At 59.4% G+C, this 22,805-nt stretch carries 20 protein-coding genes; 8 read left to right on the forward strand and 12 right to left on the reverse strand.

Going from position 1 to position 22,805, the window contains the following annotated elements:
- Positions 1 to 29: 29 nt before the first annotated feature.
- The 8 genes from ABIB60_RS20075 to guaB form a co-directional block, all read right to left on the reverse strand.
- Complete coding sequence (locus ABIB60_RS20075; protein ID WP_354582159.1) at positions 30 to 473, reverse strand: hypothetical protein; 444 nt, start codon at positions 471 to 473, stop codon at positions 30 to 32.
- 106 nt (positions 474 to 579) lie between these two features.
- Positions 580 to 1,542 (reverse strand): AAA family ATPase, encoded by a 963-nt coding sequence (locus tag ABIB60_RS20080; RefSeq protein ID WP_354582160.1) that lies wholly within the window; start codon positions 1,540 to 1,542, stop codon positions 580 to 582.
- A gap of 90 nt (positions 1,543 to 1,632) precedes the next feature.
- A complete protein-coding gene (locus ABIB60_RS20085; RefSeq protein ID WP_354582161.1) occupies positions 1,633 to 3,015 on the reverse strand; it encodes a peptidylprolyl isomerase in 1,383 nt (460 codons plus the stop codon).
- Positions 3,016 to 3,298: 283 nt separating this feature from the next.
- Positions 3,299 to 5,587, reverse strand: a complete 2,289-nt coding sequence (locus tag ABIB60_RS20090) for a peptidylprolyl isomerase (RefSeq protein ID WP_354582162.1) — start codon at positions 5,585 to 5,587, stop codon at positions 3,299 to 3,301.
- Between the two features lie 173 nt (positions 5,588 to 5,760).
- Positions 5,761 to 6,174 carry an ATP-binding protein gene (locus tag ABIB60_RS20095; protein WP_354582163.1) on the reverse strand — a complete coding sequence of 138 codons (414 nt, stop codon included), beginning with the start codon at positions 6,172 to 6,174 and terminating at the stop codon, positions 5,761 to 5,763.
- 25 nt (positions 6,175 to 6,199) lie between these two features.
- Positions 6,200 to 6,529 carry an STAS domain-containing protein gene (locus ABIB60_RS20100; protein WP_354582164.1) on the reverse strand — a complete coding sequence of 110 codons (330 nt, stop codon included), beginning with the start codon at positions 6,527 to 6,529 and terminating at the stop codon, positions 6,200 to 6,202.
- Between the two features lie 14 nt (positions 6,530 to 6,543).
- A complete protein-coding gene (locus ABIB60_RS20105; protein ID WP_354582165.1) occupies positions 6,544 to 8,640 on the reverse strand; it encodes a GAF domain-containing SpoIIE family protein phosphatase in 2,097 nt (698 codons plus the stop codon).
- Between the two features lie 207 nt (positions 8,641 to 8,847).
- Positions 8,848 to 10,320, reverse strand: a complete 1,473-nt coding sequence (guaB, locus tag ABIB60_RS20110) for an IMP dehydrogenase (protein ID WP_354582166.1) — start codon at positions 10,318 to 10,320, stop codon at positions 8,848 to 8,850.
- Positions 10,321 to 10,640: 320 nt separating this feature from the next.
- Between guaB and ABIB60_RS20115 the strand changes: the two genes are divergently transcribed.
- The 4 genes from ABIB60_RS20115 to ABIB60_RS20130 all read left to right on the forward strand — a co-directional run bounded on the left by ABIB60_RS20115 (position 10,641) and on the right by ABIB60_RS20130 (position 15,025).
- Positions 10,641 to 13,127 (forward strand): PAS domain-containing sensor histidine kinase, encoded by a 2,487-nt coding sequence (locus ABIB60_RS20115; protein ID WP_354582167.1) that lies wholly within the window; start codon positions 10,641 to 10,643, stop codon positions 13,125 to 13,127.
- Between the two features lies 1 nt (position 13,128).
- Positions 13,129 to 13,563, forward strand: coding sequence for a response regulator (locus tag ABIB60_RS20120; RefSeq protein WP_354582168.1), 435 nt, complete (start codon positions 13,129 to 13,131; stop codon positions 13,561 to 13,563).
- A 67-nt stretch (positions 13,564 to 13,630) separates the two neighbouring features.
- The gene (locus ABIB60_RS20125; protein WP_354582169.1) at positions 13,631 to 14,047 is read left to right on the forward strand and encodes a response regulator; all 417 of its coding nucleotides are present in this window, start codon (positions 13,631 to 13,633) and stop codon (positions 14,045 to 14,047) included.
- A 135-nt stretch (positions 14,048 to 14,182) separates the two neighbouring features.
- Positions 14,183 to 15,025, forward strand: a complete 843-nt coding sequence (locus ABIB60_RS20130; protein WP_354582170.1) for an oxidoreductase — start codon at positions 14,183 to 14,185, stop codon at positions 15,023 to 15,025.
- A gap of 73 nt (positions 15,026 to 15,098) precedes the next feature.
- Here the strand turns inward: ABIB60_RS20130 and ABIB60_RS20135 are convergent, their stop codons facing one another.
- The 4 genes from ABIB60_RS20135 to ABIB60_RS20150 all read right to left on the reverse strand — a co-directional run bounded on the left by ABIB60_RS20135 (position 15,099) and on the right by ABIB60_RS20150 (position 19,974).
- Positions 15,099 to 15,794 (reverse strand): hypothetical protein, encoded by a 696-nt coding sequence (locus tag ABIB60_RS20135; protein ID WP_354582171.1) that lies wholly within the window; start codon positions 15,792 to 15,794, stop codon positions 15,099 to 15,101.
- Positions 15,795 to 15,918: 124 nt separating this feature from the next.
- Positions 15,919 to 16,698, reverse strand: a complete 780-nt coding sequence (locus tag ABIB60_RS20140; RefSeq protein ID WP_354582172.1) for a DUF2490 domain-containing protein — start codon at positions 16,696 to 16,698, stop codon at positions 15,919 to 15,921.
- A gap of 147 nt (positions 16,699 to 16,845) precedes the next feature.
- Positions 16,846 to 19,452: an ATP-dependent helicase HrpB gene (hrpB, locus tag ABIB60_RS20145; protein ID WP_354582173.1), complete on the reverse strand. Its 2,607-nt coding sequence runs from the start codon at positions 19,450 to 19,452 to the stop codon at positions 16,846 to 16,848.
- Between the two features lie 198 nt (positions 19,453 to 19,650).
- The gene (locus ABIB60_RS20150; RefSeq protein WP_354582174.1) at positions 19,651 to 19,974 is read right to left on the reverse strand and encodes a rhodanese-like domain-containing protein; all 324 of its coding nucleotides are present in this window, start codon (positions 19,972 to 19,974) and stop codon (positions 19,651 to 19,653) included.
- A gap of 128 nt (positions 19,975 to 20,102) precedes the next feature.
- On the opposite strand from ABIB60_RS20150, the gene pnuC reads away from it, so the two are divergent.
- From pnuC to ABIB60_RS20170, 4 genes are all read left to right on the forward strand, one after another.
- Positions 20,103 to 20,729 carry a nicotinamide riboside transporter PnuC gene (gene pnuC, locus ABIB60_RS20155; RefSeq protein WP_354582175.1) on the forward strand — a complete coding sequence of 209 codons (627 nt, stop codon included), beginning with the start codon at positions 20,103 to 20,105 and terminating at the stop codon, positions 20,727 to 20,729.
- A gap of 73 nt (positions 20,730 to 20,802) precedes the next feature.
- Positions 20,803 to 21,381 (forward strand): AAA family ATPase, encoded by a 579-nt coding sequence (locus tag ABIB60_RS20160; protein WP_354582176.1) that lies wholly within the window; start codon positions 20,803 to 20,805, stop codon positions 21,379 to 21,381.
- A 50-nt stretch (positions 21,382 to 21,431) separates the two neighbouring features.
- Positions 21,432 to 22,307, forward strand: a complete 876-nt coding sequence (locus ABIB60_RS20165) for an aldose 1-epimerase family protein (RefSeq protein WP_354582177.1) — start codon at positions 21,432 to 21,434, stop codon at positions 22,305 to 22,307.
- 7 nt (positions 22,308 to 22,314) lie between these two features.
- On the forward strand, positions 22,315 to 22,731 hold the full coding sequence (locus ABIB60_RS20170) for a GNAT family N-acetyltransferase (RefSeq protein WP_354582178.1): 417 nt from the start codon (positions 22,315 to 22,317) through the stop codon (positions 22,729 to 22,731).
- The last annotated feature ends 74 nt before the right edge of the window (positions 22,732 to 22,805 follow it).

A 22,805-nucleotide genomic window follows, 5' to 3' on the forward strand; every position in this document is an offset into this window, starting at 1 on the left:
TTGATGCGTGTAACAGAACGAATCCGTAATTAACCTTTCTGCAACTCGGCTCCAATGCCGGAGCGACTTTGAGGGGGGCTGCCCAACGCCTGCTGGTTGCGCATGACGTTTACCTGCCTCGCAGCCTCGTTGAAGTACTCCAGGCGGCGGATCAGCATTTCTTTCGTCAGTACGCGGCCTTCGGGTGTCCGCATCATAGCTTTCTTATCGTCCAGGATGCGCTGCAGCAGGGACTCTGTGCCAGCTTGGTTCTGCCGGAACTGGCCATAAAACTCGCGCAGGCGCTCCAATGGCGCTTCCGTAGTAAGGCGAAACTGGCCACCGCCCTGGTTCAGCACCTCGCTCAGCACATACACTTCCAGTGGCAACGAGGTATTGAGGGCCGTGGTGCGCACATCCAGGCCTGCCTCCAAGCCGCTTAGGATAATTTCTAGGTTGCGCTCAAACTGCTGGTAGTAACCGGCTGCTTCCATTCTGTTAGAAAATTATGAGTTCTGAGGGCTGAATGATGAGTGAAATAGAGTGAAAGAGCACACATTGCCCCAGACTCAACTCTTATCATTCAGTGCTCAGAACTAATCAAAGGAGTTCTTTTACTATCTGGTCCACCGTAATGCCTTCGGCTTCCGCTTTGAAGTTACGGACCAGACGGTGCCGCAGGATGGGGAGGGCTACCGCTTTTACGTCTTCAATGTCGGGGGAGTATTTACCGTGCAACAAGGCGTGGCATTTAGCCCCCACAATTAAGTGCTGGGAGGCCCGGGGGCCGGCGCCCCATTCCAGCAACTGCGTGGCGCGGGCTGCAGCCCGGCCAGTGTTGGGGCGGGTTTTGTGTACCAAGCCCACGGCGTACTCCACCACGTTATCGGCCACCGGCACCCGGCGTACCAACTGCTGAAACGCCTGAATTTCGGCGGCCGTCAGCACCTTGCTTACGCTGGGCTTACGGTCAGAGGTAGTGTTTTTGACAATCTGCAACTCGGCCTCGTAGCTGGGGTAGCCCAGCTCAATGTTGAACATAAAACGGTCCAGCTGGGCTTCGGGTAGGGGGTAAGTGCCTTCCTGCTCAATCGGGTTCTGGGTGGCCAGCACGAAAAACGGGCGCTCCAAGGGGTACCGCTTGCCGGCCACGGTTACGGCGTACTCCTGCATGCTTTCCAACAGAGCGGCCTGGGTTTTGGGCGGCGTCCGGTTGATTTCGTCGGCCAGTACAATATTGGCGAAAATGGGGCCCGGCACAAAATGAAAATCCCGCTGCTGGTTCATCGTTTCCGAGCCCACGATGTCGGAAGGCATCAGGTCGGGCGTGAACTGCACCCGGTTGAAGGACAGGTCCAGCGAATCGGCAATGGTTTGGATAAGCAGGGTTTTGGCCAGGCCAGGCACGCCCACCAGCAGGCAGTGGCCCTGCGAAAACACAGCCGTAAGCACCAGTTGCACCACCTCATCCTGCCCGATAATCACCTTGCCGATTTCCTGGAGGAGCTTCTGGTAGGAAAGGGCTAACGCGTCGGCGGCTTCTTTATCGGAGGAGAAAGGCATAGGGTAGTTTTTGGTTGATGGTTTCTGGTTAGTGGTTTTCAGCAACTGATCAAGCCAAAAACCACCAACCAAAAACCAAAAACGAATACGTTAATTAACGGAATTCAGCAACTGACAGCCGCTGTACTCGGGGTCAACTTCGAGGTAAACGGTGCCACGGTTCTGGGCAAACCAAGCGTCCAGGGCTTTGTTTTTCTTCTCGTTGAGAGCTGCCGCCGCAATTTTCTGGTAGTCGTCCTGGATGTTGGCCTGGTGAGGCGGGTGGTTCGACTTCAAATACAGAATCCGCACGGCATCCTTCCCATCGTCGGTGCGGTAGGGCATGGGCGGCGTGATGCTGCCCACCTTCATGGTATCAATGGTGAAGAAAATGGCCGGGTCGAGCTGGTCGAGGGGAAGGTAGGTGCTTTCGTCGCGGCGGTTGGTGAGCATGCCGCCGTTACCGCCCGAAATCTTATCGTCGGAATTATCCTTGGCGGCCTTGGCAAACGAGAGGCTGTCGGCCATGATGCGGCGGCGGATTTTTGCAAGATCCTGGGCCGCTTCGTTGGTGTCCGCTGTGCCGGTCTCGGGTTTGAGCAGGATGTGGCGGGTGCTGTAGGAGTCGCCTTTGCGCTCAATCAGCTGAATCAGGTGAAATCCAAACTGCGACTCTACAATGGGCGACAATCCGCCTGGCTCCAGGCGCAGAGCGGCGGCTTCGTACTCAGGCACCAGCTCCCGGCGCTTAAAGAAACCCAGGTAGCCGCCTTCCACGGCCGAGCCGGGGTCTTGGGAAAACTGTTTGGCCAGCGTAGCAAAATCCTCCCCAGCCACAATGCGCGCCCGGATATCGTTGAGCTTGGTTTGGGCCGCCTGTTTGGACTTCGAGTTGGTTTTAGCCAGCTTCACAATTTGGCCTACTTCCACCTCCGTGGAGTAGTAGGGCAGGCTGTCTTTGGGCATTTTGTTGAAGAACTGCCGCACCTCCCGGGGCGTCACCGACACCTTACCGGCAATCTGGTCCTGCATTTTCTGCTGTACCAACTGCTCTTTCACCTGCACCCGCAGCTCTTCCTTGAGCTGCTTGAGGGGCTTGTTGTAGTATTCTTCCAGCTTCTTCTCGGAGCCAATCTGCTGCACGAAATAGGCCATACGGCGGTCTAATTCGCTTTTCACCTGGGTGTCTTCTACTACTACGGAGTCAGTTTCGGCTTTAGCCAGCAGCAGTTTGTTCAATGCCAGACTTTGCAGAATGCGGCATTTCGTATCGGGGGCCAACGGTTTGCCCTCGGCCCGGGCAGTTTCCTGGGCAAAAATGGTTTCCAGGTCGGAGCGCAGCACAATCTGGTTGTCCACCTTGGCAATGATGCCATCCACTACTTTCTGGCCTGCTGGGCGGCCTACCCCCAACTGAGCAAAGCTGGTTGTGGCCGATACTGCTACCACAACTGCACTCAACAGCGCCTTGCGGGCCCCTACTATTTTAATCATGGAGTATTTCTGTAATGCTGCCGGCAACTCAGTGCTGCCAGAGCCAGACGACAGGCAAAACGCCACAAGCCGCCCGTAAATTTCATCATAAATCCTTTCTCCGGCAAAAACACCGGGAAGCACCCAGTTAGTGCCCCTAGGTGGCAAAGAGAGACCAGCCAGCCAGCGGAGGTTGCAACAGCGGCGAACTAGTGGCCAGGAAAAGGCAGAAAGCCAAAACCAGCGTGGCCCTACACGGCTCGAACTGGCTTTGGCTTTCTGCCTTTTTTCCTACTGGCTTACCCTATTTCGTCACCAGCTTGTCTACCTCGGGCTGGTTGATCTTTACCGGGTATTTCTCCCGCAGCTGCCCAATCCACTGTTTTTCCAAGTAGTTCTGGTAGTCGGAGGTAGCCTGACCGCGGGCCTCGGCTAGCGTTTTAGGGCCGGCCGGCAGTTGCTTATCAACGATGATGGCGTAGTAGCGGCCGTCCTGTTGGGTAGTGTAGGTACCGGGGGCGCTGTTCAGGAACTGGTCTACCGCTTTACTATCGCCTTTCTGGAAGCTGCGCTGCTGCACTTGCACCGCCAGTGGGTTTTGGGTGTTGAGCAGACCTTCCAGAGCAGTTACATTGGTAGTGGTCAGCTCAAACGTGGTGTAGGCGGCAGCGGGCTTAGTATCGGCACCGCTGCTGAGGCGGCTGGCTGGTACTCCCTGCGCCCGCAGTGCTGCCACTACGGCCTCGGCCCGCCGCCGAGCCAGGGCCGGCGTTTCGCCTTTTTTAATGTGGCCCACGGCCCGCAAATTCAGGCTTGCATCGGCCAGCAGTTGCTCAGCCAGCGCCGTTAGGGCGTTACTCGGGGCTTCGGCTGAGCCGGTACGGAAGGCTACCGGTGCGGGCAGGCCGGTAGTAAGCTGGTAGCGGCCCGCTTTCTGAAGCTGTTGGGCTTTGGCTAATAGCTCGGGTGAGGCGGCGCTGATAACGGTGGCCTGCACCCGGGGCTCCCAGCGGTAGTTGGCCTGGTTGTCGGCGAAGAACTTTTGCAGGCCTACGGTGTCTTCAATCGCCTTGCTCCACACCTTCTCATCCATGAGCTGGAACAGCAGAATCCCGTCACGGTACTCTTTCACCAGCATGCGGTAGTCTTCGTACTTGTTTTCCAGGTTAGCCTTTTCAAACTCCACCAGGCTTTGCTCCACGTACTGGTCATAGAGTTGCTGGGCCACGAAGCGGGGCTCGGCCCCGGGGCGGGGCCGTTGGTTTTGCTGGGCGTAGGTCAAGAAATCCTTCACCAGGTAGGGCTTGCCGCCAATCGTGAACAGCGTGGAGTTATCTGTGGTAGTTTTAGTGGCCTTGGCGGGAGCGGGCGGGGCCGTGTACTGGAACCGGCCACCTACCAGCGCCGTGTCGGTTTTAGCAAAGGCGTAATCCTTGGCTGCTCCTGTCTCGGTGAAGCGGTTTTCCGTGCGCACCCGCTTCAGGAAAGCCGCTTTGTTTAGCTCCGAGCGGGAGTCTTTGGCAACTTTGCTTTTCAAGGTGGGCTCCATCGCCTCGAAGGAAGGCACTGGCTGCTTCTCAATCAGCTTGATAATGTGCCAGCCGTAAGGCGTCTGTACGGGGCGGGAAATATCACCGGGCTTCTGCAGCTTGAAAGCTGCTTCCTCGAAGCTCGGAATCATGCGGCCGGTGCCGAAGGGCGGCAGCTCACCGCCGTTGGCCGCTGAGCCGGCATCCTCCGAGAATTGCGACACCAGTTTGTCCCAGGCTGCGCCTTGGCGGGTAAGGCGGCTGTACAGCTCATCTACCTTCTTTTTGGTCGTAACGGAATCAGCCGCGGGCATGCCGGGCGTGGTGCGCACCATCAGGTGGGCTACTTTGATTTCGCCCTGGGCCGAGCGCACATCATTCACCTTGATAATGTGGTAGCCAAAGCGCGTACGCACCGGCTGCGACACCTGCCCCGCCGGCGTGCTGTACGCTACCGATTCGAAGGGGTACACCATCTGCATGGCCGTGAAGTAACCCAGCTTGCCTCCGTTTTCGGCGGCTGAAGGGTCTTCGGAATTCTCGCGGGCTACTTTCGCAAAGTCCTCACCACTGGTCACGCGCTGGCGCAGGGCCGTAATCTTCTGGTAAGCGGCCAGCGTGTCCTTGGGGCTGGCATCGGGCGTGATGCGCACCAAGATGTGCGAGGCATTCACCTCCTTGCTCATCCGGTCGTAGGCTTCGCGCACCAGTTTGTCGGTTACGCTTTTCTCGGTGAGGTAGGGCTGGGCCAATTGCTGGCGGTAGCCTTCCAGCTCCCGCTTAAAGGCCTGGGTAGTATCGAGGCCGCGCTGCTCAGCTTCCAGCACTTTCAGCTTGAAGTTGGTGTAGAGGTCGAGGTACTCCTGCACGCTGGCTTTGGTGCCAAACTCGGGGGCTGAGCTGTTATTCTTGCGGTATACGTAGGCAAATTCAGAGGCAGGAACTTCCGTGGTACCCAGGGTTTCAACCGAGGGCGCGGCGGCCTTCGTGGTAGGCTTGGTAGCCTGACACCCGGCCAGCAGGGCAGCCGCGGCGGTGCCGGCAAACAAAATGCGTTTGTGCATACAGTAAGTAATCAGAAGAAGCCAGAAAACCGGCCGGAAAACGCTCCGGATACGGATGGCTGCTAGTCGCAATTTTACGGATTTTTTCCGGGTCGGGGACGCCGGCTCAGGGTCAAGAAAAAAGCACTCTGCCAGCAGAGTGCTTTTTTCTTGACCAACTATATAACGGTGCTCTAGCCCAGTTTCTTACACAGGCGGCACAAGTTGTGAGCATCCTGCGTGGTGAACTCCACCCGATCCATGATGCGGTTGACCAGCATCATACCCACACCGCCCTTTTTGCCGATGCGTACATACTCCTGCAGATCAGGCTCTTGGTAGCTGGAGGGGGAATAGGAGGTTAGATTTTGATCTTCTATCTCGATGCAAAATTCCTGCTCCCGTATGGATACCCGAACGTCCAGAAACTGCGACTCATCTTCCCCGTTGCCGTGGATAATCAAGTTGGCTACCACCTCGTCGACTGCCAGCACAATCTGATTGATAATCAGGTCTGATAAGTGGTAAGTTGCCAGAAAGTCGCTCACGAAGTCGCGCACCACCTTCAGGTTGCGGCGTGTGCAGCTAATTCGGATTGCGTGTTTCATTCCCTGCGTGTTCTGTGCAACGCGACTAAATGGCTACTGCTTCCGCTTCCGAGGGTACAATCGTCATCAACGAGTCCAGACCCAGGATTTCGAATACATTGTGGACTTTCTCCTGCATGTTGAAGAACACCAGCTTCACGCCCGCGTCCTGAAACGTTTGCAGGTGGGAAATAAACACACCCAGACCCGCTGAGGAAATGTAATTCAGTTGGCGGCAGTCAATCAGTACTTTCTGGAAACTCAGAATTTCCGGTTTGCTTAGCTCTGTGTCCAGGAGTACAGAGGAACTGGCGTCCAGTTCGCCGTCGAGGCTGAGCGTGAGCGTATGTTCGGTAACGTGTTGATTTATTTTCATAGCTCGGTGCTACGTTAGAGAGCAGCTTCGGGTTGAGCGGCTTTGAATTTAATGACCAGCAGCGTCTGATCGTCGTGCATGGGCTGGCCCAGGCTGAACTCGGTTAAATCGGCCAGAATACGTTCTTTAATCTGTTCGGCATCAAGATAATAGGTGCTCTCCAGCATTTGCTGCAGGCGCTCCTCACCGTATTCTTCCTGGGCCCCATTTCGAGCCTCCACAATGCCGTCGGTATAAATCACCATCACGTCACTGGGGTTGTAGTCATAGAACTGGTTTTTGATGTGTTTCTCGTAGGTGTCATTCCGGATGATACCCAGGCCCAGCCCCGTCGTGCGGAAATAGGAAACCTCCTCTTTGATGGAGTGATAGTAGAGCGTATGGCAATGGCCGGCGCGGGCAAAAACAAAGCCACCATGCTCATAATCAATGATGTAGAGGGAGGCGGTAATAAAGGCAGAGCGCTCCAGACAGCGGGCCAGGGCGTTGTTGGCCTGCGCCATAAATTTGCTGGGTACCGGAAACTTGTCCCGCTCATTGCGGGCCAGCGGGTTTTCCTGCATGAGGGCATGAAAGATACCCTTCATCTGGGCCACGTGGAAGGCCGCCGTAACGCCCTTACCCGATACGTCGCCGATGAGCACGGCCAAGCGGCGGCCGGGTAAGTGCAGGAAGTCATAGAAGTCGCCGCCCACCTCCGTGGCGGCCAAGGCGTGGGAGCTGATTTCAAACCAGTTGTCAATTGGCAGATTTTTCGGAATCAGACTATCCTGTACGGCCGAGGCAATTTTCAGCTCGTCCTGCACCCGCTGGGTATGCAAGGAAGCCTGCACCAGTTGCAGGTTCTCGATGCTGAGCACTGCCTGACTGGCGAAGGTTTGCAGAATGCTCAGGTTCTCGCGGTCGAAGCCCTGGGGCTGCTCCTTGAGCATGTAAATGCTGCCGTACTGGCGCTTGCTGGAGCTCAGGGGCATCACCATCAAGGAACCATAGGGCAGGTCAAGCCCCCGAAACCCGTTGCTGTCGAACAGGTCGTTGTTCAGGTACTCAATATGGGTGAGGTTGTAATCGGTGAGCAGGCTGCGCACGGCCGTAATTTGCTCCGGGCTGATGTGCTGCTGGAACAGTTGCTGGGTGGCACCTTCAGCCGACAGATCCAGCCAGGCCGCGTCGGCATTTACTGTCTGTACGGCCGAGTCGAAGAACATGCGGTATACCTCCTCCTGAGTTTGACCCCGCTGGATAAGCTGGGTCAGGCGCTGCAGGCTCAGAATTTCTTCCCGCTTCTGCTCAAACACGCTGGCAGTAGGCAGATTGAAAGCCGTAACCAGCAGGCCCATAAAGGCATAGAAGCCCGCAAAGAAAGAATTCAGAATCAGGAATGTATGCTGGGTATCGGGGGCTACCAGGTGAGGGTCCTGCTGAGTTTGCAGGAAGTAGAAAACAAACGCCCCCATTGAAAGCAGCACCGCCACTTGCAGCAGCACGGCTTCCAGCTTCTGCCGTCGGCTCAGATAGGCTACCCACTTCTGGTGGCTGCTGATGTAAGCGCCAAAAGCGGCCAAGGCCCCGAATATAACGCTGTTGAAGCCCCAGGTAGGAGTAGGAGCAAACAGGTGCACAAGTAGGGTAACACCTAGCAGAATCTCAAAGGCCTCCCACTGCTTCCGTAGCTTGCCGGAGGAGCGAAACAATACCAAGGAGCGCCATACGTAGTTAGTACGAGCCAGCAGTAGCACAAACAAGCCAATATTCACAGTGTAGGTTACCGTGAATAAGATGGAGCCAACGCCGGGCATCTGGTCCTCCGTGAGGCGCTGTACTAAGTGCAGGCCCACGCATATGGTAGCCAGCAGACAAGGCCCCAGTACCAGGCGGCGGAGCAAGCCCACGAAATCGAGGCCACGGAGCCGGTCAGCGGCACTACGCTCTTGAATGAAGATGCTGGCGGCAAACACAGCTTGCAGCACCAGCAAAAGCCAGGACGGTGGGCGGGGAACCTGCTGGGCCAGTGCCGGATGCGCATACAGCAGCATGCAGGCCAGCAAGCCAAGCCACGTCAGGAGCGAAACAGGATACAGGAAGGGATGTAACTTCCGGAGGAACGACATGCAGTAAATCCTGCTACTGCAGGGTAGGGGCTGGGAGCTAAATTGAGTAGCAAGATACAGGGTATAGCCAAAAAGCCACCACAATCATCCGAACACCGGCAAACTCACTAGGCATCCACCCCTAGCAAAAAAGCCAACGGCTACTGCAGCCGTTGGCTTTTCAAGAAAGGATAAAGCAGTACTACACGCGCGGGCTTAGCTGGTTAGTTAGCGGCTGCTGTAGTTGGGGGCTTCCCGGGTAATCTGCACATCGTGGGGGTGCGACTCGCGCAGGCCTGCCCCGGTGATGCGTACAAACCGAGCCGTGTGCAGGGCTTCGATGCTGCCCGCCCCGCAGTAGCCCATACCGGCCCGCAAGCCCCCCGACAGTTGGTACAGCACCTCGGCGGCCAGGCCTTTATACGGCACGCGGCCTACAATGCCCTCGGGTACCAGCTTCTTCACGTCGTCCTCGGCATCCTGAAAATACCGGTCCTTGGAGCCTTCCTCCATGGCCTCTACCGAGCCCATGCCCCGGTAGCTTTTGTATTTGCGGCCCTCGAATAAGGTTACCTCCCCAGGCGCCTCCTCGGTGCCGGCCAGCAAGGAGCCAACCATTACCGTACTGGCGCCAGCGGCCAGGGCCTTTACCACGTCGCCGGAGTATTTGATGCCACCATCGGCAATGAGCGGAACGCCGGTACCCTCCAGGCCCCGGGCCGCTTCCAGCACTGCCGAGAGTTGGGGCACCCCAATGCCGGCAATAATGCGGGTAGTACAAATAGAGCCGGGGCCCACGCCCACCTTCACGGCATCGGCGCCGGCATCGGCTAGGGCACGGGCGCCCTCAGCGGTGGCTACGTTGCCGGCAATTACTTCCAACTTAGGAAACTGCTGCTTGAGGTTGCGCACGGCATCCAGTACACCTTTGCTGTGGCCGTGGGCCGTATCCACACTCACCACGTCCACGCCAGCTTCTACCAAGGCCGCTACGCGGTCCAGCAAGTCGGCGGTTACGCCCACGGCGGCTCCTACGCGCAGGCGACCCAGCTCGTCCTTGCAAGCGTTAGGAGTACGGCGGCGCTTCCGGATGTCTTTGTAGGTAATGAGGCCTACCAAACGGCCATCGGTATCAATAACCGGCAGCTTTTCTACCTTAGAATCCTGCAGAATATCCTCAGCGGCGGCCAGCTCGGTACCGGCCTTGGCGGTTACCAGCGGGGCGGCCGTCATCACCTCGGTTACCGAGCGGGTCATGTCCTTCTCGAAGCGCAGGTCGCGGTTGGTGAGGATGCCTTTAAGGCGGCGCTGCTCATCCACAATCGGAATTCCACCAATGTTGTTGCTGCGCATCAGCTTGCGGGCATCGGCCAGGGTGGCGGTTTCCTCCAGGGTGAAGGGGTCGAGGATCATGCCGCTCTCGGAGCGCTTTACGCGGCGGACCAGCTCGGCCTGTGCCTTGATGCTCATGTTCTTGTGGATGATGCCAATGCCACCTTCCTGAGCCAGGGCAATGGCCATTTCAGCCTCCGTAACGGTGTCCATAGCGGCCGAAACGAAGGGGAGCTGGAGCCGGATGTTGCGGGTGAGCTGGGAGCTGGGGTCGGCGTCGCGGGGCAGTACTTCCGAATAACCGGGCAGCAGTAGGACGTCGTCGTAGGTAAGCGCCTCGAAGGCAATTTTGGCAGCGTAGTCGGCCATGGCAACAAGTAGGTTAGGTTCCGCTTATTGCCGGTCAAAGGTACGGCAGAAAATTGGGTTTGCGGTTCGTGCGGCTCTTTTTCTCGTTACCCTTGCATTAAATCACCAAGGACTAGGCACCAAGGCTTGCCACTAGGGCCTAACCAGGGCCAAGCGCCCCGCAACCCGCACTACACCCTGGCCCCGGTCATGGGTCGGCAGCTGAATCTGTTTATAGGTGCCTGGGTAGTGTTGCCGCCCCCAACAGAGGAGTAAATTGGAGTGAAAGTGAGAACTTGCGTCGGCGGCCAGCTCTTTGCTGGTACCTGCCATTTCTGCCTATGCCTGCTGGTTTCGCGAATAGCGTCCGCTCTCTTCCCGCTAGCTTACTGCCAGCCCTGCTCGAAAACTCGCTGGCGGGAGTAGGGTATTTTCTGCCCCTAACGGACGAAGCGGGGGCGGTACATGACTTTACGATTGACTACCTAAACCCCGCTGCCGAACACCTCCTGGGCCCGGCCACGCCCGGTTTGGCCCTGAGCCAGTGGCTGCCCGCAAACCAGGCAGCCGGCATACTGGAGCTGTTGCAAGCTGCCTACGCGCACACTCAGCTGGTGGAGCGCGTGGTTGGGCTGCCCCTGCCTGGAGGCAGTATTTCGCTGCGGGCAACGGCCCAGCAGGTGGGCGAGGGGATGCTGCTGAATTGCCTGCCCGTGAGCGAAGCCGTGCTGGCCGCCGCGCAGGAGGCCCGGCAGCAGAGTGAGGCTCGCGAATTGGCCGCCTATGCGGAGGCCAACCGCCAGCGGGAGCACCTGTACCATTTGCTGGAGCAGGCGCCGGCCATGATCTGCGTCTTTGATGGTCCCGACCACGTTTTTCAGTTCGTGAATCCGGCGTATCAGGCGTTGGTAGGTGCGCGGCCGCTGGTAGGTTTGCCCATTGCGGTGGCTATGCCGGAACTGAAGGGGCAACCCATTTTCGCTCTGCTGGACCAAGTGTACCAAACCGGGGAAACATTCTCGGCCCACGAAATGCTGGTGCAACTGGACCACGCCAATGAGGGCCGGACCGACCTGGAGCAGCGGTACTACAACTTTATTTACCAGGCCCGGCGTAGTCAGCAAGAGGAGATTAGCGGTATTTACGTGTTTGCCTACGATGTGACAGCGCAGGTAGAAGCCCGGCAGCAGATTGAGCGCCAAAACGAGCTGCTGGAAGTGCGTGTGGCCGAGGGCATTCGGGCCGCCGAAGCCCAGCGTGAAGCCCAGCAAGCCGATTTGCGCCGGATTTTTGAGCAGACGCCCGTGGCCATTGCCATCCTGCGGGGGCCGGAGTTGGTAATAGAGCTGGCCAACGCCGCCATAGGCGAAATATGGGGCCGGCCGCCGGCTAACACGCTGGGCCAGCCCTACTTCCAGGCCTTGCCCGATACTGCTGGCCAGGGCTTTGAGAATATTCTGGCGGGCGTGATGCGCACCGGCCAGCCTTACTCCATCAACGAAGCCCCCGTTACCATAAACCGGGCCCATACCGGTCAGTCCAGGCAGGCTTACGTCGACTTTACCTTCCAACCCCTGCAGGATGAGGCCGGCCACACCACCAGCCTGATTGCCGTGGGCTACGAGGTGACGGAGCAGGTAGGCATCCGGCAGCAGCAGCAAAAACAGCAAAACTTATTGCATAGCCTGTTTCTGGAGGTGCCCGCCCCCATTGCTATCCTGGCTGGTCCTACGTTCATCTATCAACTGGTGAACCCAGCCTACCAACTGATTTTTCCGGGCCGCAGCCTGCTGAACCGCCCGCTTCTGGAGGCCCTTCCCGAGTTGACGGATACACCCATTCCGGCCCTGCTGCACCACGTGTACACCACCGGCAAAACTTACATGGCCCGGGAAATGCCCCTGGAAGTAGCCCGCGTGGAAGGCCAGCCCCTGGAAACGGTGTACTTCACCTTTACCTACCAGGCTCGCCGCAATGAGCTCGACCAGATTGATGGCGTGCTGGTATTTGCCTACGACGAAACGGAGCAGGTACGCGCCCGCCTGAGTATGCAAGCCAACCAGCAGCAGACCCAGCAGCTGGCCGACGAGCTAAGCAACACCAACGCCCAACTAACGCGCGCCAACGCCGACCTGGATACCTTCGTGTATATGGCCTCGCACGATTTGAAGGCCCCCATCACCAACATTGATGGGCTGCTGCAAGCCTTGCGCCATGAGCTTACCCAGCCGGCCGCCGAGGCCGATACGGAAACGGTGCTGCGCCTGATGCAGGATTCGGTGCAACGGTTTCAGCGCACCATTAAGTACCTGACGGAGGTTAGCCGTTGGCAAAACGTGCAGGACCAGCCAATTACGCACGTATCGTTGCCGGACGTGGTGGCGGACGTGTGCCGCGACCTGGCCCCGCTGCTGGCCGTAACCGGTGGGCAGGTACTGCTCTCCCCCGACAGTTGCACCCAGTTGCTGTTTGCCGAGAAGCACTTGCGCAGTCTGCTGTATAACCTGCTCAGCAACGGCCTGAAATACCGCTCCCCCGAGCGGGCGCCCTTGGTGCAGGTGCGCTGCCACTTCAACCAAGAAGAGGCTTTTGTGCTGGAAGTAGAGGACAATGGATTGGGACTTACCCCCGAGCAGCAACAGCGGGTTTTCGGTATGTTTCAGCGCCTGCACGACCACGTAGAGGGCTCCGGTATCGGGCTGTATCTGGCCAAGCAGGTAGTTGAGAAAACCGGCGGGCAGCTTTCCGTTACCAGCCAAGTGGGAGTTGGTTCTATCTTTCGGGCTGTATTGCCCCAACCAATAGTGAAGGCAGAGCGTAGCCATTAGTATGAAAAACCCAGAAATACCCCCTGCCTCCACGGCGGCAGCGGAACCCCTAACCGTTTTGCTCGTCGATGACGACGAAGCAGCGCGTTATCTGGGACAACGGCTGATGCGTCCTTACGCCAGCCAGGTGCAGCTACTGCTGGCCACCAACGGGCAGGAGGCCCTGCAAGTACTGCACCAGCTACAGCTGCAGCCTACCGGCAAGGTGGTAGTGCTGCTGGATTTGAATATGCCCGTAATGGACGGCTTTGAGTTTCTGGAGGAGTACCAGCATTGGTCACCGGAACAGCAGCGGGCCATTCGCATCATTGTAGTATCTTCCTCAGAGCTGCCCGCCGACCGGCAGCGGGCCCAGGCCTTCGGGGCTGAGTTCCGCCACAAGCCTCTGACCTCCGCCTCCATCACCGAACTGCTCCAGGAGTCCGGCACCATTTAACCCACTGGCAGCCCGTATGCTGCCAGACCCTTTTCCTATTACCGCGTTTTCATTTGCTGTACCGGCTATGCCACAGATATCCGCTATTCTGCTCGTCGACGACGACCCTTCCACCAATTTTCTGAACGAATCCACCCTCTATGAGCTGCGCCTGACCGAGAAATACCTCACGGCCAACAACGGCGAGGAAGCTTTGCGCATGCTGCAGGAATGCAGCGTTTCGGCAACCCCCGAGGAGCCTGTGCTGGTATTGCTGGATATGGCCATGCCCATAATGAACGGAATGGAATTCCTGGAAGCCTTTCATGACTTGCCTCAAGCCGTGCAGCAAGCTACCGTCATTGTAATTCTGGCCATGAGCATGCCGTCCGGTGATTTGGCCCGCCTGGAGGACTACCCCATTGCCGGCATGGTCAGCAAGCCCCTAACTAAGGAAAAGCTTACCACCGTGATGCAGCTGTATTTCAGCCAGCAGAACCGCTAGAGGCAAACAAAAACGTTAGCCGCCAGTTTACACAACCAGCAACGGGCCTCGCGCAGGCCCACGTAACTGCTTCGGGAGGCCACTCCCGGAGCAGTTTGTTTTCTCTCCCCTCACTCCAGAAAATTCTGATTTTGTATGGCAACTAAAACGTGGTTTATCACCGGCGTAAGCACCGGCTTCGGCAAGGAACTGGCCGAGTACTGCCTCAGCCAGGGCGACTCAGTGGCTGCCACCTTCCGCAAGCAGGAGCAAGCCGATGAGTTCACCCAGAAAGACGGCAACCGGGCCCGGGGCTTTGTCTGCGACGTGGTAAACGAGCAGCAGGTGCAGCAGGCCGTGCAGGAGGCCATCCAGTTCTTCGGGCAGCTTGATGTAGTAGTAAATAATGCCGGTTACGGCTCCTTGGGCAGCATTGAGGAAATTGATGAGGCCGAGGTGCAGCGTCAGTTTGATGTAAACGTGTTTGGGTCCCTGCGGGTGTTGCGTGCCGTGCTGCCCCATCTGCGTGAGCGGCGCAGTGGCCACGTGCTCAACATCACCAGCATTGGCGGGCTCAAAACATTCCCGGGCGTGGGGGTGTACAACGCCAGCAAATTTGCTCTCGAAGCCATTGGGGAAAGCCTGGCTCAGCAAGTAGCCCCGTTGGGTATCAAAGTCACCAACATTGAGCCCAGCGGCTTCCGCACTGAGTGGGCCGGCAGCTCCGCTACCTACGTGGACACCAGCATTGAGGACTACCGCAGCACCGTGGGCGAAAACCTCAAGGGCATTCAGAGCTACAGCGGCAAGCAGCCCGGCGACCCGCAGCGCGCCGCCCGCATCATGTTTGAGGTAGTGCGCCAGGAAAACCCACCCCTGCACCTGCCGCTAGGCAAAGCCGCCGTAAAAGGGGCCCGCGAGAAGTTCACTGCTTTGGTGCAGGAACTAGCCCAGGTAGCCGACCTCGGTGATTCCGCTGACTACCCCGCTGGCGAGTAAACCTCTAACGAGTACCAATGAAAAGCCCCGTAGCATATATGTTACGGGGCTTTTTATTGGTGTCTGTGGGTGGTTAGAACTTGGCCCCGATGCTTAGCTGAAACTCACGGATGCGGTACTCGGCATCGTAAGTGTAGGGCCCTTGTAACTCGCCCTCAAAGTGCGAGGCTCCCGGAATCAGCACGTTGTAGGGCGTATCCGAAACGGTAGCGGACAGCAGTAGCCGGTCGTTGGTGAAGTAGAGGCCGGGTTGGATGAACGTGTAGCTGTAGCCGCCTTTGCTCAAGTTCACCATCTGGCCCACCGACACGCCCGGCAGCAGCCGCCCCGATTCCCCTAGCCGGACCTGGTAGTGCAGGCCAAAATCGGCCCGGGCCCGGGTTAGCAGCCGGCTGATATGCTCGTTGCCGTAGGCCGTAATTACGCTGTTGCTGATTGTTTGGGTGTAGCCGGTGCGGTAGTTCAGGTGCTGCATATCCAGCCCCACAGTACCCGAAAGCACCAGCCGCTCCGACAAAGGCCGGAACGCCTTTACATCCATAAAGGCCGAGAAAGTGTTGCGTACGGACACCCGGCGGTCCTCTTCCGCGAAAGAAGAAACACCCGACTGCGGAGAGTAAGTGCCACCGTAGGAGGTAGCTCGGAAGTCGGTAATCTTTGGCCCGGCCTCAAAGTAAAATTTCCAGCCGGCAGTATCCTGGGCCGCGGCTGTGCCCGAGAACCCCAATGCAGCGCAGAGTAATGATAAACTGGTAAGAGTGCGTTTCATAGCAGTATGAAAGAAAGATGGATGAACACTGGATTTGCTGTATCCAATGATAATGCCATCCTTTCACGCCCACCGAGAAAAAGTTCCCTTATCAGGTAAATAGTATCAAAACCAGGTCAGCTATTTACTTATGGCCTGGAATAGTGCGCCGCCAATCAGGGTTGAAGCACAAGCTGAGCTGCATATTTTCATTTAGCTCCGGCCGGCTCTCTACCGGCAGCTGCACAAACTGGTTGAGGTAGCCAAGCTCCACCGCTGAGGCCTTACTGATTTGGTAACCGACGCCCAGATAAGCGCGGTTCTGCTGAAACAGCCGGCCCTTCGAGCCTTTACCAAAACCCAGAAAAATCTCATCGGCAGCCACCGCGTAGGGCATTCCGCTGGTTAGCTCTGAGCCCAGCAGTGGGACTACCAAGCGTAGCTGGTAGCGCATGCGGTTCAGGTACGTAAACTCTTGCCCGGGTTGAAACTGTACCCAGCGCTGCTCCAGGCGGTAGCGGTGGTGTAGCTGCAGTCGGCTCTTGACGTCATGAAGTTGCACCTGCTGGTAGAGACGGTGTTCGGGGCCAATAGCGCCCGTGAAATTATCATCGGCTACGGCCTGGGAGTAGGCGTAGCCACCCGTCAGCACCAGGTTGTCGGCGGCGTAGTAGTTGGCCCCGCCCCGAAACACATTCTGCGAGCCTAGCTCGGAGGTGCGGGTGCGTAGTACTTGCACCTCGGTGTGCAGCCCCCAGCGCTTACTCAGGCGGGCGTCACTCAGAAACATCAGCCAGGTATTGTGGCGGACGGTAGAGGAAGCGGGCAGGGCCGTACGCTGCTGGGCCGTGCCCGGGTGCGTCAGCAGCAACAGCAGGCTCGTCAGCAGCATCAGCCCCATTAAAGAAGGGGTAGATTTTTGCATAGAGTAATGTTACCGAATTGTTTCCTGGGTTACCTAATTGTTAATATTAAGTTTTAAGTGCTTCTCGATGAATGAGGTACGTAACCGGGTTAAACAGCCGAAAAAGTAGTAAAGCAATGAGTAGCTGCGCGCAATTCGGGCCGCGAGCTACAAACCATTCTGCTTCTTGGTGCCTCTGATGGCTTGAGCCTCCAAGGGGTTTTCGGGCCAGTAGTGCTTGGGGTAGCGTCCGCGCAGCTCCTTGCGCACCTCAAAGTAGCTGCTGGTCCAGAAGCTGCGTAGGTCGCGGGTAACCTGGGCGGGGCGGTAGCCGGGGCTGAGTAGGTGCAAGGTAAGCGGCACGCGTCCGCCCGCCACCGTGGGCGTATCCAGCAGGCCAAACACCTCCTGCAGGCGCACGGCCAGCACTGGAGCTGCCGGCTCGGCATAATCCAGCCGGATGTGGGAGCCGGTGGGCACTTCCAGGTGGGCTGGGGCCAGCCGCTCCAGCTCCTGGCGCTGAGCCCAGCCAGTGGGCAGCCGGCTGAGCAAGGCGTCCTGAAAGTCAACGCGCGCCAGTTCCGTCATTGATTTTACCCCGTGGAGGTAAGGCCCCAGCCAGTCTTCCAGCTCCGTGAGCAAGGCCGCATCCGACACGTCAGGCCAGTTTTCGGGGAAGTGGTAATGCAGAAACGCCAGCCGCTCCAGCAGCTGTTGGGTGGCCTCGCTCCAGGGCAGCCGGCCCACGCCCCCCGCCCGGATAGCGCCCAGCAATGCCTCGGTTATAGCGGCCGGCTCGGGGCTGGGCAGGTTGCTATCCGACAACACCAGGGCGCCGAGGCGGCGCAGGCGGCGGGCCGTTACGCGGCCGGCGGCTTCGTCCCAGCGCACCTCGTCCTGGGTTTCAATCTGCTCGGCAAAGTGGGTTTCCAGCTCCTGACGGCTGAGGGGCGCGGCCAGGCTGGCGCGAGGCTGGGCGGCCACCCCATCTAGGGCCGCCACGGCAAAAAATACATCCTGCTGACTGAAAAACTCTGCCGGCAAGGTGGCCCGCTGCCCGCTCACAAGCCGGGCCCGCTCCGGCGTTTCGCGCTGGGCCAGGCGGTCGGGGTAGGCCAGGGCTGCCAGCAGACCGGCTACGTCCGGCTCCACGGTACCCCGGGCGCCGGCGCGGCTGCGCAGCACGGCGGCGGCTTCCCGCACTCGGCGCACGGCCGCTCCATCGGGCTGCAGGCCCGGCAACGGGGCCCGGCCCGAGTTCAGGGCTTCCAGCCGGAGCCGCAAGTCGGGCGGGCCGAATGAGCCGTCGGCGGGGCGCAGAATGTCGCGCTCCGTGAGCAGGGCCGCCAAAGCGCAGGCCGTGGCTCCGTGCCCGATTTCCTGGCCCCGTACTACCAGGTGAGCCAACCGCGGGGCCAGCCCCAGCCCCGCCAGGGCCCGGCCGTGGGCGGTGGGCCGGCCATCAGGGTGCAAAGCCTGCAGGCGTACCAGCAGCTCCCGGGCCTGGGCCAGCGCCGGTGCCGGGGGCGCATCCAGCCAGCGTAAGGCGGTGGCATCGTGTGCGCCCCAGAGGGCCAGCTCCAGGGCCAGCGGGCTAAGGTCGGCAGTGAGGATTTCGGGGGCCAGGTGGTGGGGGAGGGCTTGGAACTCGGTTTCCGTCCAGAGGCGGTAGCAGGTGCCCGGCCCGAGGCGGCCGGCCCGGCCCCGGCGCTGGTCGGCGGCGGCCTGGCTCACGGGCTCGGTGCCCAGGGTGGTGAGGCCGGTGCGCGGCTCGAAGCGGGGCACGCGGGCGTAGCCTCCATCCACCACAATGGTTACGCCCTCAATGGTCAGGCTGGTTTCGGCAATGCTGGTAGCCAGCACCACCTTGCGGCGGCCAACCGGGGCGGGGCGCAACGCGGCGTCCTGCTGCTCGGCGGGCAGCTCCCCGTGCAGCACGTGAATATCGATGTGCTCCGGCAGGGAGGCCAGCTTATCGGCCACGCGGCGCTGGTCGGCCAGGCCCGGCAGAAACACCAGCACGTCGCCGGTGGGGTGGGCTTGCAGGGCCTCCCGGACGAGGGCGGGCACCAGATCCTGCAGCTTTTCGTGGGGGCGGCTGGAGGCGGTGGCGGCCCGGCGAGGACTGAGGTAGTGGGTTTCTACCGGAAACATGCGGCCCAGGCTGCGCACCACCGGCGCGCCCAGCCACTGGCCCAGCCGGTCGGCATCCAAAGTGGCCGACATAACCAGCAGGCGCAAATCGGGGCGGAGCACTTGCTGGGCATCCAGGGCCAGGGCTAGCCCCAGGTCGGCTTGCAGGCTACGCTCATGAAACTCATCAAACAGCACGGCCGCCACGCCTTCCAGGGCAGGGTCATCCTGGAGCTGGCGGGTCAGAATTACCTCCGTTACTACTTCAATGCGCGTTTTGGCCGATACCTTGCTTTCCAGGCGCATGCGGTAACCCACCGTCTGGCCCACCGGCTCGCCGAGCAGCTGGGCCATGCGGGTAGCGGCGGCGCGAGCCGCCAGTCGCCGGGGTTCCAGCACCAGAATCCGCCGCCCTTCCCGCCAGGCGGCCTCCAGCAAAGCCAGCGGCACCAGGGTAGTTTTGCCCGCGCCGGGCGGGGCCTGCAGCACGGCCGTGGAGTGCGTTTCCAGCGTGCTCAGCAGCGCCGGCAGCGCGTCGAGGATGGGAAGAGTGGGGAGTTGCAAGCGGTGAGGTTGTGAGATGGTGAAGTTGAAGCTGTTTAGAAAGTCCGGTAGAACGTCATATTGAGCTTGCCGAAGCATCTCTACTGCTTCTTTGACTTACTACTGCAATGAATTGGTAGAGATGCTTCGGCAAGCTCAGCATGACGTTCTTTCGATTCTCAGATACTTTTCAAACAGCTTCGTTGCGAGTGAGTGGTCATAAAGGGAGCGTGAGATGCCTGCTAAAGTTCAACCTGTCCAACAGCTGCATAACTTCACCATTTCACAACTTCACCATTAGTACACCGGTACCGAGGGGTCGGCCTGCAGGCTCCAGGCGTGGATGCCGCCGCGCAGGTTGAGCAGGTTGGTGAGCTCGTGGCGGTGCTGCAGGTAGGCCAGGGCCTGCATGGAGCGCACCCCGTGGTGGCAGATGAGCACAGTAGGCTGGTCGGGGTCAATTTCCTCGGCGCGGCGGGCCAGCTCACCCAGCGGAATCAGCTGGCTGCCCGCAATACGGCAGTAGGCAAATTCCTCGGGTTGGCGCACGTCAATCAACTGAATAGCCTCGCCGCTTTGTAAGCGGGCGTGTAAGTCGGAGGGGGTAATTTCGGGAAGCATAGCAGCCGCAAACAGAGAGGAAAGCCAGAGAATCCACAAAAATACCCCACTAGTCGTTAGCTTTGACCATGCAGGCGCGCTGAGCAGTGCAATTGGCTCCGGCGCGCCGCAGTATACTGTTCGTTTCTGTGCTAGAATCCTTGTACGATTTCTGGACGGCCGCCGCTGGGGGCAGTCCGTTGGAGTGGGTGGCCGTACTGACTGGCTTCGCCTGTGTGTGGCTAGCCGCGCGCGAGTCGCTCTGGAATTTTCCAGTGGCCATTGTCAGCTGCGCGCTGTATGTGCTGGTGTATTACCAGGCTGGGCTCTATTCCGACGGCTTTCTGCAGATTCTGTTCATCCTGCTAAGCCTCTATGGCTGGTACCAATGGCTGTACGGGGGGCGCAACGAGACAAAACTGGCGGTATCACGCACTCGGCCTACCGAATGGCTGGGCTGTCTGCTGTTTGTTGCCGCTTACACCCTGGGCGCTGGCTACTATCTGCAGCACCATACCGATGCCACTACGCCCCATTGGGATGCCATAACAACGGCTATCAGCCTGGCCGCGCAGTATCTGCTGATGCGCAAGCGGCTGGAAAACTGGTGGCTCTGGATTGTGGTGGATATCATGTACGTGCCTCTGCTCTGGTACAAGCATCTTTATCCAACCAGTGCGCTCTACGCGTTGTACCTGGGGCTGGCCGTGTATGGCTACTGGGAGTGGCGCCAGGCCATGCGCCGGGAGCAAGCCGCGCTGCAGTCGGTAGCTTAATCACCTTGCTTACCCGGAGCTGCCTACGGCCGTGGGAGTCCGGGCTGGTCTTTTTCTGATTGTTCATTCTTGATTGCCCGTCTTCTCCGTGTTGCGCGTTGCCCTTACCGGACCCGAATCAACGGGTAAAACCACTTTGAGCCGGCTGCTGGCTGAGCACTATTCCACTACCTGGGCTCCCGAGTATGCCCGCTACTATCTGGAACAGCACGGGCCGGGCTACGTCCTCGCCGATTTGGAGCGCATGGCCAAGGGGCAGTTGCGCGCCGAGCAGAACGCCCTGCAAGCCGCGCAGCTGCAAGGCCGCCCTCTGTTCTTCTGCGACACCGATTTACTGGTAATCAAGATTTGGGCCGAGCACGCTTTCGGTATTTGTCCCCCCTGGATTTTGCGCCGGATTGAGGAGCAGCGTTACGATTTGGTGCTGCTGCTGAACGTGGACTTGCCCTGGGAGCCAGACCCGCTGCGGGAGCACCCCAACCACCGCCAGTACTTCTACGACCTCTACCAGCGGGAGCTGCGCGAACAGATGTCCAATTATGCCGAAATCAGCGGTACCCCGGAGGAGCGCCTGGAGCAGGCCTGTTTTCACGTGGATACGTTGCTGGGTAAAACCGGTGCTTGGCAGCTACCAGCCAGCTTTCGGGCCTAACCTTCGGACCCCGGCCGCCGTTCCTGAGGGCTGGCGCAACTTTTCCTTCTATGCTGTATACCCTCGAAAATGAACTGTGCCGAGTGGCGGTGGACACCCACGGGGCGGAGCTGCACAGCTTCGTTCGGAAAGACCTCAACAATCTGGAGTACATCTGGCCCGCCGACGCCGCCTACTGGAACCGCCACGCCCCGGTGCTTTTCCCGCTGGTGGGCCGCCTCCCCCAGGACAGTTACGAACACGCGGGCCGCACCTACACCCTGGGCCAGCACGGTTTCGCCCGCGACCAAGAGTTCCAGTTACTACACCAAGGCCCGGCGGAGCTGACGTTTGAGTTGCGCGACACCGCCGAAAGCCGGCAGATGTATCCGTTTGCCTTCGTTCTGCGCATTTCCTACCGCCTGGCGGGGCCCATGCTCACCATTGGCTGGGAAGTTGAAAACCCGGGCACCGGAGAGCTGCTGTTCAGCATTGGCGCGCACCCGGCTTTCCGCTGCCCCCTGCTGCCCGATGAATCCTTCGAGGACTACGACTTTATATTCGACCATCCCGTAACTTTGCAGCGGCATTTGCTGGATGGGGGCCTGCTTACGGGCCAGACCGAGCCCGTGCTGGAGCAGCAGGCTACCTTGCCGCTCAGCTACGCGCTGTTTGCCCAGGATGCGCTGGTGTTTAAGCACTTCGATTTTACCCACCTCACCCTGCGCAGCCGCCGCTCGGGCCGCGCGGTGCGGGTGCGCTTCGATGGGTTTCCTTACCTGGGCCTCTGGACCAGAGGGCCCGGTGCCCCGTTTGTGTGCATTGAGCCCTGGCAGGGCATTGCCAGCTCCACCACCGGCTCCCGGGCCCTCACCAACAAGGAAGGCATCCTGAGCCTGGAGCCCGGCCAGCAGTTTAGTACCTCGCATAGCATCACCGTTGAGTAACCTCTTCATGACCTCCGAAATTACCATCCGCCCCATTAAGGCGGCCGAAACCTACCCGCTCCGCCACGAAGTACTGTGGCCCCAGGAATCCATTGAGTATGTGAAGCTGAACCAGGACGAGCAGGGCCACCACTACGGGGCCTTTCGCAATGGCAAGCTCGTCTCGGTGATTTCCTTGTTTATGGATGGGGGCGTGGCCCGCTTCCGCAAATTCGCCACCCGCCCCGACTGCCAGGGTCAGGGCATCGGCTCCCAGCTGCTGCGCCGCGTGTTGGATGACGCCCGCACCCACGGCGCCAAGCGCATCTGGTGCGACGCCCGCGCCGTGAACGAAAACTTCTACCGCGCCTTTGGCCTGGAGCCCGAGGGCAACCGCTTCTACCGCGGCACCATCCCCTACATCCGCATGGCCAAGGATTTATAGAACTCAGAATCCAGAACTGAGAAGAAAGAAGTGAGCCCTTCGTTCCGGCAACGCGCCGCTAGAACGAAGGGCTC

This window comes from Hymenobacter sp. UYP22 (assembly GCF_040547285.1).
Lineage (GTDB): Bacteria > Bacteroidota > Bacteroidia > Cytophagales > Hymenobacteraceae > Hymenobacter.